The sequence below is a fragment of the Sinorhizobium fredii USDA 257 genome, from assembly GCF_000265205.3.
Classification (GTDB): Bacteria; Pseudomonadota; Alphaproteobacteria; order Rhizobiales; family Rhizobiaceae; genus Sinorhizobium; species Sinorhizobium fredii_B.
The window spans coordinates 384,319-401,742 of the sequence record NC_018000.1 but is presented as its reverse complement, the minus strand read 5'-3'; the positions used below and the strand labels follow the sequence as shown (position 1 = coordinate 401,742).

Genomic DNA, 17,424 nt, shown 5'->3' with positions numbered 1-17,424 from the left:
ACGTGGCTTGTTTATGCACTGCAATGTAAAAACTGTCATATGAACTCATGAGCCGATGCGAGCTAGGACGAAAGTTGTAGAGCTCACGATTTTGACGAGGAGATATGTATGACTGATTTTTACAAACCCGTTCCGAGCGCACCGCAGGGCCGCTTCGACGGCATCGAGCGGCCCTATTCCGCCGCGGACGTGCAGCGGCTCAGGGGCTCGGTCGAGATCCGCTATTCGCTTGCCGAAATGGGCGCGAACCGCCTCTGGAAGCTCATTCACGAAGAAGACTTCGTCAACGCGCTTGGCGCACTCTCGGGCAACCAGGCCATGCAGATGGTTCGCGCCGGCTTGCAGGCGATCTATCTCTCCGGCTGGCAGGTTGCGGCCGACGCCAATACGGCCTCGGCAATGTATCCGGACCAGTCGCTTTACCCGGCCAATGCTGCGCCGGAGCTCGCGAAACGGATCAACCGCACCCTGCAGCGTGCCGACCAGATCGAAACTTCGGAAGGAAGGGGCCTTTCGGTCGAGACATGGTTCGCGCCGATCGTCGCGGACGCTGAAGCCGGTTTCGGAGGGCCGCTCAATGCCTTCGAAATCATGAAGGCCTTTGTCGAAGCGGGTGCAGCGGGCGTCCACTACGAGGACCAGCTCGCCTCGGAAAAGAAGTGCGGCCATCTTGGCGGCAAGGTGCTGATTCCGACCGCCGCGCATATCCGCAACCTGAACGCCGCGCGGCTTGCCGCCGACGTCATGGGCACGCCGACGCTGGTCATCGCCCGCACCGACGCAGAGGCTGCGAAACTCCTGACCTCGGACATCGACGAGCGCGACCAGCCCTTCGTCGACTATGATGCCGGCCGCACGGTGGAAGGCTTCTACCAGGTGAGGAACGGGCTCGAGCCCTGCATTGCCCGCGCAGTCGCCTATGCGCCGCATTGCGATCTCATCTGGTGCGAGACCTCGAAGCCGGACCTCGAGCAGGCGCGCAAATTCGCCGAAGGCGTGCACAAGGTGCACCCGGGCAAGCTGCTCGCCTATAATTGCTCGCCATCGTTCAACTGGAAGAAGAACCTGGACGACGCGACGATCGCCAAGTTCCAGCGCGAGCTCGGCGCCATGGGCTACAAGTTCCAGTTCATCACGCTCGCCGGCTTCCATCAGCTGAACTTCGGCATGTTCGAACTGGCGCGCGGCTACAAGGACCGGCAGATGGCCGCCTATTCGGAGCTGCAGGAAGCGGAGTTCGCTGCCGAGGCGAACGGCTACACGGCGACCAAGCACCAGCGCGAAGTCGGTACCGGCTATTTCGACGCCGTATCGCTGGCGATCACCGGCGGCCAGTCGTCGACGACGGCGATGAAGGAGTCGACCGAACACGATCAGTTCCTGCCGGCGGCACAATGAATGCAAGTCCGGGGCGCGCGACATCCCTGCCCGTTGGGCGCCCCGGAAGCATACTCGAACCGTAAGCGGGGCACGAAATGGTTTCCCCCGCGCCGGCTCTAACCTTTGAAGGAGCACTCCCATGACAGTACAGACACGCGTCAAGGAACGGGCCGAGGAACAGTCATCGGCCATGACCCCGGACCAGCAGGCGGCGATCCGCATGGTTGCCAATGATCTGCATCGCCTCAACCAGTCGGTCATGAAGGCGGTCGAGGCCGGCGTCTCGGTCGAGCTGGTGCGCTCGGCACGCCATCACGGCGGTGACGGCAACTGGGGCGATCTGTTGATCCCCGTCATCGTCACCCAGGGACGGGCGTGATGGCGGCTCTCGCCTCGGCCGCGGCCGCACTCATGCTTGGCGCTGCGCTCTGGCAAGAGATCCGGCATCGGAGGGTTCAAGCCCTTCAGGCTCGGGTTTGCGAGAGACGCCGTCTGCGCTGAGCGACTGAACGGACAGGAGATTCGGCCGGTGCAAAGCCGGCCGAACCCCATTTCATGGTCAGGCGGCGCTCCGCCGCGGCCGCTTACCGGCAAAAAGATCCGCATGGCTGCGCAGCAGCCGTGTCATGCGATCGACGACGGTGCGGATATCCCGCCTGTGGCGGTCTTCATTGTTCATGACGATCCACTGACGATGCCTGAGCGGCCCGATCTCATCGCCCGCCCGCTCCAGTTGCGGATCGAGGTCGCCGACGAAACAGGGCAGCACCGCCTTGCCGGCCCCGGCGCGGGCCAAGTCGAGCAGGGAGCGAGGGCGGCTGACGGTCGCCACGATCCGGCCGGATGCGTTTTCGTGCGGCCAGCGCAGATAGGCCGAAAGGGCGTCCTCTTCGGCGACGGCGACCCAACGATCCGATCCGCCGGGCGCGTTTTTTTGGCGATAGGCGGCATAGGCAACCTCGCCGACCGGCCGCGAGGCGAGATAGGTCTCCTCCGGTTCGAAGGCGCGAATGCCGATGTCGCTCTCCCGGTACGCGAGACTTGCCCGCGCTTCGCCGATCGACAGCGAAATGCCGAACATGTCCCGTTCCGTGCAGATCGCCGGGAAGTTTTCGGCGATCAGCCACGACCCCCACGTGCCCGCCGCAATCCGGACGATCGTGGCGCCCTCCCCCTCCTTCTGCCAGCTCTCGACCTTGCGCGCCGCCGCCTCCATCTCCTGCAACTGCTCGAACAGGAAACGCCCCTCGGCCGTCAGCGCGTAGCCGGTCTGGCTGCGGATGAAGAGGAGGCGCCCGGTGCGCTCCTCGAGTTCCAGCATCCGCCGACCGATCGTGGCGGGGCTCAGCCCTGTCGCCTGCGCTGCCCCGGTCAACCCGCCGCCGCGCGCCACGGTCATGAAACAGCGGTAGATGTCCCAATCCACATTTTTCATAGCTGAAAAACATATGAGGGATTCGACTGTATGTAAAACAGTTTGGGATGCATAAAAGAGGAGATGCCCAAGAGATAAGGAGCATCACATGGATATGATGGCAATGGCCGTGCTGTTCGACATGGCCTCGAGAAACCGCCGCAGGGAAGATCAATTCGAGCCCCGATCGAAAGGCAGAAGGGAAACCTTCGGGGAACACATGCTCGCCGCGCTCTTCCGCAAACCTCGGCCGGCCGAGAGGCGCGACGATTGCGACGGCGTGCCGTGTATCGCGCCTTAGGAGCCCAGCTCAGAACAAACGACAACGCCGCGCACCAGGATGCGCGGCGTTCATTTGGAGTATCACATCGGGAGGAACGTTCCGTCTTCCGCTATGCGGCGCGATAAACCTGGCCGGCTCCACTTTCCGGCTCCAGGCGGAATTGTTCGACCAGCATCATCAGCGTATCGGCCTGGGTCGCCAGCGCACGGCTGGTGGCCGTCGCCTCCTCGACCATCGAGGCGTTCTGCTGGGTCATCTGGTCCATCTGATTGACGGAGCCGTTGACCTCGTGCAAGGCAGTCGCCTGATCGCGGCTTGCGGTGGCGATCATCTCGACATGCTGGCTGACGGTGACGATCTGCGCGCTGATCGAGGCGAGCACCGCCCCGGTCTCCTTGACGAGCAGCGAGCCGGAACTGACCTCGTCGGTCGACTTGTTGATCAGCCCCTTGATTTCCCGCGCCGCCTCGGCCGAACGCTGCGCCAGTTCGCGAACCTCCTGGGCGACGACCGCAAAGCCCTTGCCCGCCTCGCCGGCGCGCGCCGCCTCGATGCCGGCATTCAAGGCAAGGAGGTTGGTCTGGAAGGCGATGTCGTCGATGACTTCGATGATCTGTTCGATCTGGCGCGAAGCATCTTCGATGCGGCCCATAGCGGCGATGGCATTGGCGACCACGGTTGCCGAACTGTCGGCGCTCCGCTTGGTTTCGGAAACCGCCTGGTTCGCCTCGTGGGCGCGTTCCGCAGAGGAGCGCACAGTTGCGGTGATCTGGTCGACAGCGGCGGCCGTCTGCTCGAGCGATGCGGCCTGTGCCTCCGTTCGCTGCGAAAGCGCGTCGGCGGAGTGGTGCATGTTGGCCCCGCCCTGCTGGATCGCCTGGGCATTGCCGCGGATCTGCGCCAGCGTGTCCTGCAGGCGAATGAGCGATCCGTTGAAGTCCTGCCGCAGTTGCTCCAGGCGCCCGTGGAAGGGCACCTCGATCTGCTGGGAGAGATCCCCCTGGGCAAGCCGTCCGAGGCCGGCTGCGAGTTCGCTGACGGCGAGATCGATCTGCCGGTCGAGCTCGCGCTTGTCGGCGTCGTTGCGGGTGCGCTCGACTTCGGCACGGGCGCGCTCTTCCGCGCTTTCGGCCTCGATGCGCACCTTCGAAAGGGCATTCTCCTTGAAGACACCGAGCGCCCGCGCCATGTCGCCGATCTCGTCGCGCCGCGCATCGCCGTCGATCGCCGTATCGAGCATGCCGTCGGCGAGCCGGCGCATGGCCGCGGTGATTTGTCCAATCGGCCGCTTCAGCGTCAGCGTCAGCGCGATCCCCGCAAGCAGCGCAATCACCACGCCGGCCACCGTGGCGGCAACGGAAATCTGGTTGGCTTCCTGCCGCTCCGTGCCGGCGGCGACCTTCTGCTGCTCGGCAAATCCTGTGAGGTCGTTCCAGATCTCGTTGATCGATGCGCCGGCCGCGTTGAATTCCGCCGTCCGTTTGTCGGTGATTTCGACCAGTGCGACACTATCCTTCTTCATCGCATCGATGATCGGCACGACGGCATCCGCCGTTGCATCGAAGAAGCTCACGTCCTTGGCGATGCCGCGCAGAGTCGTGAGGTTGGCCTGAACGGCCAGAATCTTGTCGAGAAGCTTCTGACGGTTCTCCTCGGTCGGATTGCCGAGGAAGGCCGCCGTGGCGATCTGGATTTCGGTGATCGAGACGGAAAGCCTGCGCGTCGCGGTCAGCACGGACTCGGTGCTGGCAATCTTCCCGTCGAGCTCACTAAAGATCTGCGTCGCCTCGCGCATCTTTCCAACGGAGGCAGCCTCCAGTCGGAAGCTGGCATTGCGGAAACGATCGACATATTTCGACAGACCGGCGAGTGTTTCAGGAGCGGCCGGCGACCGGATCAGCGCGCCAATCGCACCGGCGGCCGAATTGACCGTCTCCGCCAGAGATTTTTCGCCCTTGGGCAGCAGGACGAAGATGTCGCGCTGCGTGCGGCTGATCTTCGGGAAGAGGCCCTGCGCGACCTTCAGCTTTTCCTCGACCGTTACGGCCTTGCTGACTTCCGTGGCGAATTCCGTATAGAAGCGGCTGGCACGCAGAAGCTTTTCGGCGTTGCGCAGCATCGTCTTCGCTGCGTTTTCGTCCTTGCGCACGGCGTATTGCAGCGAGTCCGTCTCCCCCTTGACCTTCAACTGTTCGACGGCCAGGCGCTCCAGATTGGCTGTCGTCGCCGCTCGCAATTTCTGTTCGCCCTCATGCAGCGTCCAAAGTCCGTCGATGCGCGCCTCGATGTCGTTCGTCGCGCCGATCGCCGCGGCCAGCTCCGTTTCGCCGCTTGCGCCTGCGACCTGCGCGGCCGTATCAGCCAGGACCTGCTTCTGCGCCGCGATCGTGTCCTGGACTGCCTTGCGGCTCTCCTCAGTGGTCTCGTGCAGGAAGTGGTTCATTCCGGCGTAGACATCCTTGAAGCCGCTCAGCGTCTGCAGGACGCTGTTCGAGATCTCCATGCGGCCTTGCAACAGGCCCGAGGCATAGAGGCCGGTGATGCCGACCGCCGTGATGCTGACGACGAACGGCAGGATGAAGAACAGAACCTTCGTCTGGATCTTGAAGCGGGCAAGAATCCTGTCAATGAGCATGGAAAACACCTTGGCTCCCAGCGCGCGTTTGGCCTCCCCCAATGGCGTCAAGCGTCCGAACAGGACGCTTAGGCACCACCCGATGCGCAAACAGGCTGATGTTTTTCGGAGATCATGCGGCGCGCGCCGCCAATCCGTCGGCAATCATTGCGGGACCGCACCGCTCCGGCGGCGAGGACCTGACGGACTCACGTCTTTCGCATATTGGTTTTGAACGATTAAGAATCCTATAAGCGCGGCGCTCGCCAGGGGGCGCTCTTACTGGAGCGCTCTAAACCAGTGCCGGGGCATCCGCGGCAGGACGCCGGCGAAGTGCTTCCGATCGCGAGGAGGAGAAATCAGAGGGAGGAGAAGATTGCAGAAGCGGCGATCGCGAAAAGCGCAAAGGTCGCGGCGAAAGCGATCAGTTCGCCTTGCGAGCGGCTCTCATCGGCGCGGGCAATGGCAATGGCACGGGGACGGCGGCGTTGCTGGGTCATGGCATCCTGTCCTTACTCCTTGGCAGGACCTTCGGGTCTTGCCATACGCTTCATGGTGCAACCATCCTGCGGCTGGGGAAAGGCCTTGAATTGGAAACAGTCTGGTCTCTTTTTTGGACCGTTCCGCCAGTCCTATGCCGGCTGTGGAAGCCATGCAAAGCAGGTTCGACCATTTCCCTTAAGAATGGCTGAAGACGCAAATCACCATTTTCGCCGGGCGGTTACACGTCTTGACCGGCGGCGAAGCCGGAAGCCCAAGCCCATTGAAAATTGTAGCCGCCGAGCCAGCCGGTAACGTCGACGCATTCGCCGATGAAATAGAGGCCGGGGATGCTCGTCGATTGCATGGTCCGCGAGTCGAGCGCGCGCGTATCGACCCCGCCGAGGGTCACTTCGGCGGTCCGGTAGCCCTCGGTCCCCGCCGGCTTCAATGTCCAGGCCTGGATGGAAGTCGACAGCGCGTCGATCGCCTTGTCCGAGAGATCGGCAAGCAGGCGCCCGGCGAGCTTTGCCTCCTCGGCAAAGAACTGCGCGAGCCGTCGCGGTAAAATGTCGGCAAGCGCGGTCTGGGCCGCCTGGCGTCCGCTCGTGCGGCGCATGCCCTTGAGGATCGAGGCGATGTCGATATCGGGCATCACTCTCAGGACGATCTCCGCGCCCTCGCGCCAATAGGAGGAGACCTGCAGGATCGCCGGCCCGCTCAAGCCGCGATGGGTGATGAGCACCGCCTCGCGGAAGGCAACCTTGCCGAAGCGGACCTCGGCATCGGCCGCGACCCCGGCAAGGGTGCCGAGCTTGGCAAGCTGAGCCGGATCGAGGGTGAAGGGGACGAGTGCGGGCCGCGTCTCGACGACCGGCAGGCCGAACTGCTCGGCGATCTTATAGGCGAGACCCGTTGCGCCCATCTTGGGGATCGATTTGCCGCCGCTCGCAACCACCAGCGAAGCGGCCTCGATCGTCCCGGCGCTGGTAGCGACGCGGAAACCCGAGGCGATCCGTTCGACGGCCGAGATCGCCGTCTCGAGCCGCAGCACCGCGCCTGCCTCCTTCATCTCGGCAAGGAGCATGCGGATTATGTCCTTGGCCGAGTGATCGCAGAAGAGCTGCCCGAGCGTCTTCTCATGCCAGGCGATGCCGTGCCGCTCGACGAGCGACACGAAATCCTGCGGGCGATAGCGGGCAAGCGCCGACTTGCAGAAATGCGGATTGTCGGAAAGGAAGTTTTTCGGGCCCGCATGAATATTGGTGAAGTTGCAGCGGCCGCCGCCCGAAATGCGGATCTTCTCGCCGGGCGCCTTGGCGTGGTCGATGACGACGACTCGGCGGCCGCGCTTTGCCGCCTCGATCGCGCACATCATGCCTGCGGCACCCGCCCCGATGATCACCACATCCTGCTTCTCGATCACGGAAAGCCCTCTTCGCGTTTCCCGCCTTCCTTTCCGGCGAACGGCGAAAAGTCAATCGCGAAGCATCTACAGCGCCGTGTGCGTCCTTTCGGGTGCACAAAGCTCGCTGCGGCACTTCGAGCTGAGGGCGCCTCCGATTTACCGAAACATGCAGTAGCCAATTGGCAAAGGGCGGCTATGATGCGCTATCCGAAGCAGAATCCGGTGATTTATGACTTCCAAGAGAAGTGTTGTCCAACAGACAGCAAAGGTCAGCAAGAGTTCAGGAGTTCCCCTCGCCCTGCATGCGCCCCGAGGCGTCAAGACTTGGAAGGACGCAGTCGACTGGCTGAAGATTCGCGGCATCGAAGATATCGAGTGCATCACGCCCGACCTTGCCGGTGTGCCGCGCGGCAAGATGATGCCGACCTCGAAATTCACGTCCAACACATCGCTGGCGCTGCCTTCGGCGATTTATCGCCACACGATTTCCGGCGAGTATCCGGAGGAGACCGGTCAGTTCCGCTACGATTCCCGCGACAGCGACATCAAGCTGGTGCCGGACCTTTCGACAATTTCCATCGTACCGTGGGAGAGTGACCCTACGGCGCAGGTGATCTGCGACATCGCCGGCTCGCAGGGCGAGCAGATCAGCTATACGCCGCGCAATGTCCTGAAGCGCGTCGTCGACCTCTACCGCCAGAAGGGCTGGAAACCGGTCGTCGCGCCCGAGATCGAATTCTACCTTGTTGCCCAGAACGACGACCCGGACTACCCGCTGCGCCCGCCGAAGGGCCGCTCCGGACGCTCAATTCTCGGCGGCCAGGGTTATTCGATCGCCGGCATCAACGAATTCGACGAACTGATCGACGACATCTATCATTTCTCGGAAAAGCAGGGCCTCGAGATCGACACGCTGATCCACGAAGAGGGGCCGGCGCAACTCGAGATCAACCTCAGGCACGGCGATCCGATCGAACTGGCCGACCAGGTATTCCTGTTCAAGCGCACCATCCGCGAAGCGGCGCTGAAGCACGGCATCTACGCCACTTTCATGGCAAAGCCGATGCAGGGTCAGCCGGGCTCGGCGATGCACATCCATCAGTCGGTCATCGATATCGAGACCGGCCGCAACATCTTCTCCAGCCCGGACGGCTCGCCATCCAAGGAGTTCTTCTCCTTCCTCGGCGGCATGCAGCATTACGTGCCGAAGACGCTGGCGATGATGGCGCCTTACGTGAATTCCTATCGCCGCTTGACGCCGGACATGTCGGCGCCGGTCAATACGGCCTGGGGCTACGACAACCGGACGACCGCGTTCCGTATTCCCGTTTCGGACCCGGTGGCGAGGCGCATCGAGAACCGGCTGCCGAGTTCCGATGCGAACCCCTATCTGGCGCTCGCCGCCTCGCTGGGCTGCGGCTATCTCGGCATCATGGAGGACCTGCAGCCGACGCCACCCTCGGAAGACACGGCCAACGAAGGCGAAATCGATCTGCCGCGCGGCCTGCTCGAAGCCATTTCGCTGCTGGAATCGGCGCCGTCGCTTGCAGAGGTCTTCAGTGCCGAGTTCATCGCCATCTATGCCGGGGTGAAACGCGGCGAGTTCGAGACCTTCATGCAGGTCATCAGCCCGTGGGAACGCGAATTCCTGCTCCTCAACGTCTGATTTGAGGAGCATCCGGATGGCCTGGCAAAGCCCGATCTCGCCTGGAATCTCCTGGTATGAGGCGACCGTCCCGGACAGGCCCGCCTATCCGGCGATGCCGGGCTCGCGCAGGGCCGATGTGGCCATCATCGGCGGCGGCTACACCGGGCTGCAGGCGGCCTGCAACCTTGCGAAAGGCGGCGCCGATGTCACGCTGATCGATGCCTGCCGCTTCGGCGACGGCGCCTCGGGGCGCAACGGCGGGCAATTCGGCACGGGTCAGCGCGCCTGGGCCGACGAAGCGGAAGAGATGCTCGGCCACGAGCGGGCGCAACTGCTTTTCGACATGGCGGAAAACGCCAAGCGCTACGTCCTCGATTTCGCCAGCGAGCACGGGATCGATATCGAGTTCGTACCGGGCCAGCTCTCCGTCGGCCACAAGAAGAGCTTCGAGACCGACTATCGCCGCCATGTCGAGGCGATGGCGGAGCGGTTCGGCTATTCGCATCTTTCCTTCATGGACCGCGAGGAGACCGTAAGCCGGCTTGGCTCGAGCCACTACCACTTCGGCATCCGTGATACCGGCACCGGTCATATCCATCCGATGAAGCTGCTCGTCGGGCTGGCACGGCAGGCAGCCCTCGCCGGGGCAAATCTCTATGAGCAAACGAAGGCGCTGAAGATCGAGAAAAAGGGCGGAGCGGTCGTTATCGAAACGAACCGGGGCACGATCACGGCGGAACGGGCGTTGATCGCCTGTAATGCCTATATCGGCAATCTCGAGCCGGTGACCGCCAGCCACGTCATGCCGATCCGCTCCTTCATCGGCGCGACGCCGGTACTGACGGACCACCCCGAGATTCTTCCGGGTGGCGAATCCGTCGACGACTCGCGTTTCGTGGTGCGCTATTTCCGCAAGACGAAGGATGGCCGGCTGCTGTTCGGCGGGCGCGAAGCCTATACCGCCGACAATCCGCGCGACATTTCCAGCCACATCCGCCGCCAGATCCGCGAGATCTATCCGGCACTCGCCGACGTCGCCATCCCCCATGCCTGGGGCGGCTCGGTCGGCATCACCATGCCGCGCCAGCCCTTCTACCGCGAGGTCATGCCGGGGGTGACGAGCATCGGCGGTTATTCCGGCCACGGCGTCATGCTCGCGAACTATTGCGGCAAGCTCTATGCCGATGTCGCGCTCGGCAGAGCGACGGAACTGGATCTCCTCAACGACTTGAAGATCCCGGCATTCCCCGGCGGGACACGGTTCCGATCCGCCCTGCTCTTCCTCGCGCTGACCTGGTATGCCTTGCGCGATCGGATTTAGAGGCGATGCTTGCCCAAGTCCGGACGACTTGACGTGGTTCAACGATTGGGCGTCATGCTTTAGAAAAGTTGGGCAGATACGATTTTGTTGCGTTGCACCCTAGCGCTTTTAAATCGATTAGATTATACCTGCCCCTGACTTGAACGAGATCGAGACATCCCATGAGTAGCCAGATCATTCCTGTCGAACCATTTGACTATGTCGTGTTCGGCGGCACCGGCGATCTTGCGGAGCGCAAGCTGTTGCCGGCCCTCTACCACCGGCAGATCGAAGGCCAGTTCACCGAGCCGACGCGTATCATCGGCGCCTCGCGTGCTGCCCTCACCCATGAAGAATATCGCCGCTTCGCCTCCGACGCGCTGAAGGAACACCTGAAGCCCGGCGAATTCGACGAGGCCGAGGTGGAGAAATTCACCTCGCGGCTTTACTACGTCTCCGTCGATGCCAAGTCCGAGCAGGGCTGGGACGATCTCAAGAAACTGCTGGAAGAAGGCAGGGACCGCACCCGCGCCTTCTATCTTGCCGTCGGGCCGGCGATCTTTGGCGATATCTCGGAAAAGATCAGAGATCACAAGCTCATCACCAAGAACACCCGCATCGTCGTCGAAAAGCCGATCGGACGCGATCTCGCTTCGGCGACGGAGCTGAACGACACGATCGGCAAGGTGTTCCGCGAAGAGCAGATCTTCCGCATCGACCACTATCTGGGCAAGGAGACGGTGCAGAACCTGATGGCGCTGCGCTTCGCCAATGCGCTCTATGAGCCGCTGTGGAATTCGGCCCATATCGACCACGTCCAAATCACCGTCGCCGAATCGGTCGGCCTGGAAAACCGCGCCGGCTACTACGACAAGGCCGGCGCCCTGCGCGACATGGTGCAGAACCATATTCTCCAGCTCGTCTGCTTCGTCGCGATGGAAGCGCCGACCTCGATGGACGCGGAAGCCGTGCGCGACGAGAAGCTCAAGGTGCTCAGAGCCCTGAAACCGATCACCGCCGCCAATGTCGAGCAGGTCACGGTTCGGGGTCAATATCGCGCCGGCGCCTCGGCCGGCGGTCCCGTCAAGGGCTACCTGGAAGAGCTCGAAGGCGGCGTTTCCAACACGGAGACCTTCGTCGCGATCAAGGCCGAGATCAGCAATTGGCGCTGGGCCGGCGTACCGTTCTACATCCGCACCGGCAAACGGATGGCCGGCCGCATGTCGGAGATCGTCATCACCTTCAAGCAGATCCCGCACTCGATCTTCGACAATAGCGCCGGGCGCATCTCGGCCAACCAACTGATGATCCGGCTGCAGCCGAATGAAGGCGTCAAGCAATCGCTGATGATCAAGGACCCCGGACCGGGCGGCATGCGCCTCAGGAACGTGCCCCTGGACATGAGCTTCGCCGAAGCCTTCGGCGTACGCAATGCGGACGCCTATGAACGGCTGCTGCTCGACGTCATCCGCAACAACCAGACACTGTTCGTACGTCGCGACGAGGTGGAGGCCGCCTGGCAATGGATCGATCCGATCCTCAAAGCCTGGGAAACGGCAGGACAGCAGGTGCAGGGCTACACCGCCGGCACCTGGGGCCCGAGCCAGGCGATCGCGCTCATCGAGCGTGACGGCCGCACCTGGAACGACACGATCTAGGACCGGCCGATGAGCGAAACCCTGCACCTGTTCGAAAATGGGGCGGCCCTGGCAGAGGGTCTTGCCGATGCGGTCAGCGCCAGACTCGCCGCCGCCGCCGCGGCGCGCGGCAAGGCGAGCATCGCAGTGTCCGGCGGTTCGACGCCGAAGGCGTTTTTCCGCGCCCTGTCCGAGCGCGACCTCGATTGGGCGAAGGTGACGGTCACGCTCGTCGACGAGCGGTTCGTGCCGCCGGAAAGCGACCGCTCCAATCACGCTCTCGTCGGCGCCAACCTGCTACAGGACAAAGCGGCCGCGGCGCGGTTCGTGCCGCTCTATCACGCTGCGCCAACGGCCGAGGCTGCCGCTGCGATCGCCAGCGAGAAGACGGCCGGCATTGCCGCTCCCTTCGACGTCGTCGTGCTCGGCATGGGAACGGACGGGCATACGGCCTCGTTCTTTCCAGGCGGGACGCGGCTTGAGGAGGCGCTTGATGCGTCGACCCCACGCGGCGTGATCACGATGGAGGCCGGCGGGGCCGGCGAAACCCGCCTCACCTTTACTTTCTCGAGCCTTCAGGATGCCGGATATCTGGTCCTGCATATCGAGGGAGAGGGAAAGAAAGAGGTTCTCGACCGCGCAAAGGCTGCGGGCGAGGAGACCAAAATGCCGATCCGTGCCGTGCTGAGGCGGGCGGCATCGCCGCTGCAGATCTACTGGGCGCCGTAACGCGTCCGGACAAGATACAGCAATTCAAAGCTTTACAGCGACACGTGCCGCTTGGAAACATTGCCGCTGTGAGCCGTTGACAGGATGAAGATCAAGGAGTCCGAAGACTCCGGAACAGGATGTGCCATGTCCGCCGATTCCCGCATTGCCGCCATTACCGCCCGTATCGTCGAGCGTTCGAAGCCCTATCGGGAGCCCTACCTCGAACGCATTCGCAGCGCCGCGGCAAACGGACCGCACCGCAGCGTGCTCGGCTGCGGCAACCTGGCGCATGGATTTGCCGTCTGTTCCCCCGCCGAGAAGGTGGCGCTCGCCGGCGACCGCGTCCCGAACCTCGGCATCATCACTTCCTATAACGACATGCTCTCGGCGCATCAGCCCTTCGAAACCTATCCGGCGCTGATCCGCGACGCAGCCCGCGAGGCGGGCGGCGTCGCACAGGTCGCCGGCGGCGTGCCGGCCATGTGCGACGGCGTGACCCAGGGCCAGCCGGGCATGGAGCTGTCGCTCTTCTCGCGCGACCTGATCGCCATGGCCGCCGCCATCGGCCTCTCGCACAACATGTTCGATGCGGCCGTCTATCTCGGCGTCTGCGACAAGATCGTCCCGGGCCTGGTGATCGCGGCGCTGACCTTCGGCCATCTGCCCGCCGTCTTCGTTCCCGCCGGACCGATGACCTCGGGTCTGCCGAACGACGAAAAGGCGAAGGTCCGCCAGCTCTTTGCCGAAGGCAAGGTCGGCCGCGACGAACTGCTCGAGGCGGAGTCGAAATCCTATCACGGCCCCGGCACCTGCACCTTCTACGGCACGGCCAACTCCAACCAGATGCTGATGGAGATCATGGGCTTCCACCTGCCGGGCGCCTCTTTCATCAATCCCGGCACGCCGCTTCGCGACGCGCTGACCAAGGAAGCGGCGAAGCGGGCCCTGGCGATTACCGCCATGGGGAACGAGTTCACGCCCGCCGGCGAGATGATCGACGAGCGGTCGATCGTCAACGGCGTCGTCGGCCTGCATGCGACCGGCGGCTCGACCAACCACACCATGCACCTCGTCGCCATGGCGCGCGCCGCCGGCATCGTGCTTACCTGGCAGGACATTTCGGAACTCTCCGACATCGTACCGCTGCTTGCCCGCGTCTATCCGAACGGCCTCGCCGACGTAAACCATTTCCACGCTGCCGGCGGTATGGGCTTCCTGATCAGCCAACTCCTTAAGAAGGGGCTGCTGCACGATGGCGTCAGGACCGTCTTCGGTCAGGGGCTCGAAGCCTATGCGATCGACGTGAGACTCGGCGAGAACGGCACCGTCCGGCGCGAGCCGTCCCCCGAGGAAAGCGCCGATCCGAAGGTGCTTTCAACCATCGACGAGCCGTTCCAGCATACCGGCGGCCTAAAGATGCTGACCGGCAATATCGGCAAGGCGGTCATCAAGATCTCCGCCGTCAAGCCGGAGCGCCATGTCATCGAGGCCCCCGCCAAGATCTTCAATGATCAGGCCGAGCTTAATGCCGCCTTCAAGGCGGGCAAGCTCGAAGGCGATTTCATCGCCGTCGTCCGCTTCCAGGGCCCGAAGGCGAACGGCATGCCGGAACTGCACAAGCTGACGACGGTGCTCGGCATCCTGCAGGACCGTGGGCAGAAGGTGGCAATCGTCACCGACGGCCGCATGTCGGGCGCATCGGGCAAGGTGCCGGCGGCCATCCATGTTACGCCGGAAGCCAAGGACGGCGGACCGATCGCCCGCATCCAGGAGGGCGACATCATCCGCATCGACGCGGTCAAGGGGACAATCGAGGTGAAGATCGAGGACATCGCGCTGAAGACGCGCGTGCCGGCACATATCGACCTCTCCGACAACGAGTTCGGCATGGGCCGCGAATTGTTCGCGCCGTTCCGCCAGATCGCCGGTACCGCGGACCATGGAGGGAGCGTCCTGTTTCGCTAGATCACGATGAAGCGGATTTCGCTCTTCCGGGCGGTCATGCCGGCGGATAGGGCCGCGACGGCGGCGTCGCCAGCGTGAGCAGGTTGCCGTCGGGATCACGCACCTGCGCCAGCGTCGAGTAATCGCCCTCAATGTCGTCCCCGAGCATGATCCCCAGGCCCTGCAGCCTGCGGCGCTCGGCCGCGACATCATCGACGACAAGGAACATCACGCCCCTGCCGGCGATCTCGTCGTCGGTTGAAAGCGCCACCCCGCCCTGACCGAAGAGCTCCCACTGCACCAGCGTTTCCATCGGCCGATAATCCGGTCCACGCCCAAGCAGCTTCGTATACCAGCCTTCGGCCGCCGCAAGGTCTGCGGTGAGCAATGCGGTGTAGATCTTCTGCACGTTCATTTGTTCCTCTCCGGGCCAGATTCGGTGTGAACGCCTGCTCGACCGGAAAGGTTCCCGTGACATCTGCAGGCAGGAAGCGGGCGGCCGCTCCTCATCCGCTTTGAGGTGCCGGCGCAGTCACAGCCTATGGCTGCGGCCCGGGTGGCATGTCGTTCCGGCCGTCATAGCGCTCGACGTCGAGCGTGAACACATCGACGCCCTCGACGCACCTGGCATTGAGCGAAACACGGCCGCCTGGATAGCCGCTGCGCATGATCGCGGTGCCGCATGTCGGGCAAAAATGATGGCCCTCGGTGATGCCGCGCCAGATATAGGTCGACATCCGACGCTTTTCGGTGACGAGCCGGATAGCCGCGGCATCCACCTTCCAATGAAGAAAGCCCGAGCGCCGGCAGGTCGAACAGTTGCACTCGACCAGCCGCGAAAGTTCAGCATCGACCTCGATCGCGATTTCGCGGCAGTGACAGGACAGGCGATAGGGTCGTTGCATGGCTGCTCCCTCGCTTCGCCTCATGTGCTCGAGGCTCTGATGGTCAGCGATAGATGTCGAGCGTGCGGTTGCGATGGTGCGGATGGGTACTGTAGACGAAGATCCGGTTCAGGTCGCGGTCGCTCAAGAGCCGCAGGAACCGAGCCTCGACGAGGTTGTTGGCGTGGATCCGCTTCAATAGGCAGCCGATCAGGGGAATGCGGGCGCTCGGAATGTCGAGATAGAAATTCTGTGGCAGCTGAAACTTCGTCACGATGCCGATAACGGCGCTGCTTTTCGACAGCTTGATAATCTCGCAGCGACGCGACGAAAGGTTTTGCATCCCCCTCTCGGTAAATTCGATCCGCGCGTCGTTGCGCGTATCCTCCATCGGGAAGTTCGCTTCCCGATCATACATGAACGACTCTTCCTTGTTGAGAAAGTGCCGGGGCATAACGGGAGCCGCGCCGCTCATAGAACTCACCTTTCCGCATTCCAATTGCGGCCACGCTAATCCGTGAAATTTAACAGAGGGTTTGGCTCAGGCGCGGGTGCGCAAAAAACCCGCTCGGCAGTGCCGGGCGGGTTGGCGCAAAAGAAAATCGGCGCAAAAGAAAAAGTGACGGCTCTAGACGCGATAGCTGCGCCCATCCGCGTCGAAGAGGTGAAGCTTGGCCTTGTCGGCGGTGAACCGCACCTTGTCACCGCGGCCGACCTTGAGGATGCCGGGTATTTTGGCGATGATCGGCTCGTTCTCGACGAGGCCCTCGATATAGAGCAGCGTCACTTCGCCAAGCGCTTCGACGATCGCGATCGTTCCCTCGAAGAGGAAGTCCTGTCCCTCTGTCGCCTGCAGGTCTTCCGGCCGCACGCCGAAGCTCGCCTTCTTGCCGGCTTCCGACGCGTTGGTCGGGATGTCGAGCGTGACGGACTTGCCGCCGGCAAGGGTTACCGTCGTCTGGGCGCCAGTCGCCGTGATCGTCGAGGGAATGACGTTCATGGCCGGCGAGCCGATGAAGCGGGCGACGAAGAGGTTTGCCGGACGCTCGTAGAGTTCGAGCGGCGCACCGACCTGCTCGATATGTCCGAGAGACAGCACCACGATGCGGTCGGCGAGCGTCATCGCCTCTACCTGGTCGTGGGTGACGTAAATCATCGTCGTATCGGCCATCCGCTCGCTGAGCTTGGCGATCTCGATACGGGTGGCGACGCGCAGCGCCGCATCGAGGTTGGAAAGCGGTTCATCGAAGAGGAAGACCTTCGGGTTACGGCAGATCGCCCGGCCGATCGCCACCCGCTGGCGTTGCCCGCCGGAAAGCGCCTTGGGGAGTCGGTCGAGATACTTGGTGAGTTGGAGCATCTCCGCGGCCGCGCGAACGCGGCGATCGATCTCCTCCTTCGATTCCTTGGCGATCCGCATGCCGAAGGCCATGTTGTCGTAAACGGTCATATGCGGGTAGAGCGCATAGGACTGGAACACCATGGCGATGCCGCGCTGCGACGGCGGCACCTCGTTGACCCGCTCGCCGTCGATATACATGTCGCCGCCGGTGATCTCCTCGAGTCCGGCGATCATCCTGAGCAGCGTCGATTTCCCGCAGCCGGACGGCCCGACGAAGACGACGAACTCGCCCTGCTTGATGTCGAGATTGATGCCGTGAATGACATCGACCGCCCCGTAGGACTTGCGGATATCTTTTAGCAGCAGACCCGTCATTTCA

General features: G+C 63.1%; 15 protein-coding genes. 7 read left to right on the top strand and 8 right to left on the bottom strand.

Annotated features, from left to right (window positions below; genetic code table 11):
- Positions 1-108: 108 nt before the first annotated feature.
- Both aceA and USDA257_RS01795 read left to right on the top strand, forming a co-directional pair.
- Complete coding sequence (gene aceA, locus USDA257_RS01800; protein ID WP_014761156.1) at positions 109-1,398, top strand: isocitrate lyase; 1,290 nt, start codon at positions 109-111, stop codon at positions 1,396-1,398.
- 121 nt (positions 1,399-1,519) lie between these two features.
- Positions 1,520-1,759: an SMc00767 family acetate metabolism repressor gene (locus tag USDA257_RS01795; protein WP_014761155.1), complete on the top strand. Its 240-nt coding sequence runs from the start codon at positions 1,520-1,522 to the stop codon at positions 1,757-1,759.
- A 180-nt stretch (positions 1,760-1,939) separates the two neighbouring features.
- Here USDA257_RS01795 and USDA257_RS01790 read toward each other — a convergent pair whose 3' ends face one another.
- From USDA257_RS01790 to USDA257_RS01775, 4 genes are all read right to left on the bottom strand, one after another.
- Positions 1,940-2,815 (bottom strand): LysR family transcriptional regulator, encoded by an 876-nt coding sequence (locus USDA257_RS01790; RefSeq protein ID WP_014761154.1) that lies wholly within the window; start codon positions 2,813-2,815, stop codon positions 1,940-1,942.
- A gap of 371 nt (positions 2,816-3,186) precedes the next feature.
- The gene (locus USDA257_RS01780) at positions 3,187-5,712 is read right to left on the bottom strand and encodes a methyl-accepting chemotaxis protein (RefSeq protein ID WP_014761152.1); all 2,526 of its coding nucleotides are present in this window, start codon (positions 5,710-5,712) and stop codon (positions 3,187-3,189) included.
- A 338-nt stretch (positions 5,713-6,050) separates the two neighbouring features.
- The gene (locus USDA257_RS36985) at positions 6,051-6,191 is read right to left on the bottom strand and encodes a hypothetical protein (RefSeq protein ID WP_014761150.1); all 141 of its coding nucleotides are present in this window, start codon (positions 6,189-6,191) and stop codon (positions 6,051-6,053) included.
- A 221-nt stretch (positions 6,192-6,412) separates the two neighbouring features.
- Positions 6,413-7,597: an NAD(P)/FAD-dependent oxidoreductase gene (locus tag USDA257_RS01775; RefSeq protein WP_014761149.1), complete on the bottom strand. Its 1,185-nt coding sequence runs from the start codon at positions 7,595-7,597 to the stop codon at positions 6,413-6,415.
- Positions 7,598-7,808: 211 nt separating this feature from the next.
- On the opposite strand from USDA257_RS01775, the gene USDA257_RS01770 reads away from it, so the two are divergent.
- From USDA257_RS01770 to edd, 5 genes are all read left to right on the top strand, one after another.
- Positions 7,809-9,245 carry a glutamine synthetase family protein gene (locus USDA257_RS01770; protein ID WP_014761148.1) on the top strand — a complete coding sequence of 479 codons (1,437 nt, stop codon included), beginning with the start codon at positions 7,809-7,811 and terminating at the stop codon, positions 9,243-9,245.
- A gap of 16 nt (positions 9,246-9,261) precedes the next feature.
- Positions 9,262-10,548, top strand: a complete 1,287-nt coding sequence (locus USDA257_RS01765) for an NAD(P)/FAD-dependent oxidoreductase (RefSeq protein ID WP_014761147.1) — start codon at positions 9,262-9,264, stop codon at positions 10,546-10,548.
- Between the two features lie 161 nt (positions 10,549-10,709).
- Positions 10,710-12,185 (top strand): glucose-6-phosphate dehydrogenase, encoded by a 1,476-nt coding sequence (gene zwf / locus USDA257_RS01760; RefSeq protein WP_014761146.1) that lies wholly within the window; start codon positions 10,710-10,712, stop codon positions 12,183-12,185.
- Positions 12,186-12,194: 9 nt separating this feature from the next.
- The gene (gene pgl / locus USDA257_RS01755) at positions 12,195-12,893 is read left to right on the top strand and encodes a 6-phosphogluconolactonase (RefSeq protein WP_014761145.1); all 699 of its coding nucleotides are present in this window, start codon (positions 12,195-12,197) and stop codon (positions 12,891-12,893) included.
- Between the two features lie 126 nt (positions 12,894-13,019).
- The gene (edd, locus tag USDA257_RS01750) at positions 13,020-14,840 is read left to right on the top strand and encodes a phosphogluconate dehydratase (protein ID WP_041414895.1); all 1,821 of its coding nucleotides are present in this window, start codon (positions 13,020-13,022) and stop codon (positions 14,838-14,840) included.
- 34 nt (positions 14,841-14,874) lie between these two features.
- On the opposite strand, the gene USDA257_RS01745 is transcribed toward edd, so the two are convergent.
- The 4 genes from USDA257_RS01745 to USDA257_RS01730 all read right to left on the bottom strand — a co-directional run bounded on the left by USDA257_RS01745 (position 14,875) and on the right by USDA257_RS01730 (position 17,420).
- A complete protein-coding gene (locus USDA257_RS01745) occupies positions 14,875-15,234 on the bottom strand; it encodes a VOC family protein (RefSeq protein ID WP_014761143.1) in 360 nt (119 codons plus the stop codon).
- 124 nt (positions 15,235-15,358) lie between these two features.
- Positions 15,359-15,724 carry a GFA family protein gene (locus tag USDA257_RS01740; protein ID WP_014761142.1) on the bottom strand — a complete coding sequence of 122 codons (366 nt, stop codon included), beginning with the start codon at positions 15,722-15,724 and terminating at the stop codon, positions 15,359-15,361.
- A 43-nt stretch (positions 15,725-15,767) separates the two neighbouring features.
- The gene (locus USDA257_RS01735) at positions 15,768-16,178 is read right to left on the bottom strand and encodes a hypothetical protein (RefSeq protein WP_014761141.1); all 411 of its coding nucleotides are present in this window, start codon (positions 16,176-16,178) and stop codon (positions 15,768-15,770) included.
- A 153-nt stretch (positions 16,179-16,331) separates the two neighbouring features.
- On the bottom strand, positions 16,332-17,420 hold the full coding sequence (locus USDA257_RS01730; protein WP_014761140.1) for an ABC transporter ATP-binding protein: 1,089 nt from the start codon (positions 17,418-17,420) through the stop codon (positions 16,332-16,334).
- Positions 17,421-17,424 lie beyond the last annotated feature (4 nt).

Coding starts and splice junctions, on each gene's coding strand:
- USDA257_RS01770 (WP_014761148.1), top strand. CDS start 7,809: ATGACTTCCAAGAGAAGTGTTGTCCAACAGACAGCAAAGGTCAGCAAG.
- USDA257_RS01745 (WP_014761143.1), bottom strand. CDS start 15,234: ATGAACGTGCAGAAGATCTACACCGCATTGCTCACCGCAGACCTTGCG.
- USDA257_RS01795 (WP_014761155.1), top strand. CDS start 1,520: ATGACAGTACAGACACGCGTCAAGGAACGGGCCGAGGAACAGTCATCG.
- aceA (WP_014761156.1), top strand. CDS start 109: ATGACTGATTTTTACAAACCCGTTCCGAGCGCACCGCAGGGCCGCTTC.
- edd (WP_041414895.1), top strand. CDS start 13,020: ATGTCCGCCGATTCCCGCATTGCCGCCATTACCGCCCGTATCGTCGAG.
- zwf (WP_014761146.1), top strand. CDS start 10,710: ATGAGTAGCCAGATCATTCCTGTCGAACCATTTGACTATGTCGTGTTC.
- USDA257_RS01740 (WP_014761142.1), bottom strand. CDS start 15,724: ATGCAACGACCCTATCGCCTGTCCTGTCACTGCCGCGAAATCGCGATC.
- USDA257_RS01765 (WP_014761147.1), top strand. CDS start 9,262: ATGGCCTGGCAAAGCCCGATCTCGCCTGGAATCTCCTGGTATGAGGCG.
- USDA257_RS01780 (WP_014761152.1), bottom strand. CDS start 5,712: ATGCTCATTGACAGGATTCTTGCCCGCTTCAAGATCCAGACGAAGGTT.
- USDA257_RS01730 (WP_014761140.1), bottom strand. CDS start 17,420: ATGACGGGTCTGCTGCTAAAAGATATCCGCAAGTCCTACGGGGCGGTC.
- USDA257_RS36985 (WP_014761150.1), bottom strand. CDS start 6,191: ATGACCCAGCAACGCCGCCGTCCCCGTGCCATTGCCATTGCCCGCGCC.
- USDA257_RS01790 (WP_014761154.1), bottom strand. CDS start 2,815: ATGAAAAATGTGGATTGGGACATCTACCGCTGTTTCATGACCGTGGCG.
- pgl (WP_014761145.1), top strand. CDS start 12,195: ATGAGCGAAACCCTGCACCTGTTCGAAAATGGGGCGGCCCTGGCAGAG.
- USDA257_RS01735 (WP_014761141.1), bottom strand. CDS start 16,178: ATGAGCGGCGCGGCTCCCGTTATGCCCCGGCACTTTCTCAACAAGGAA.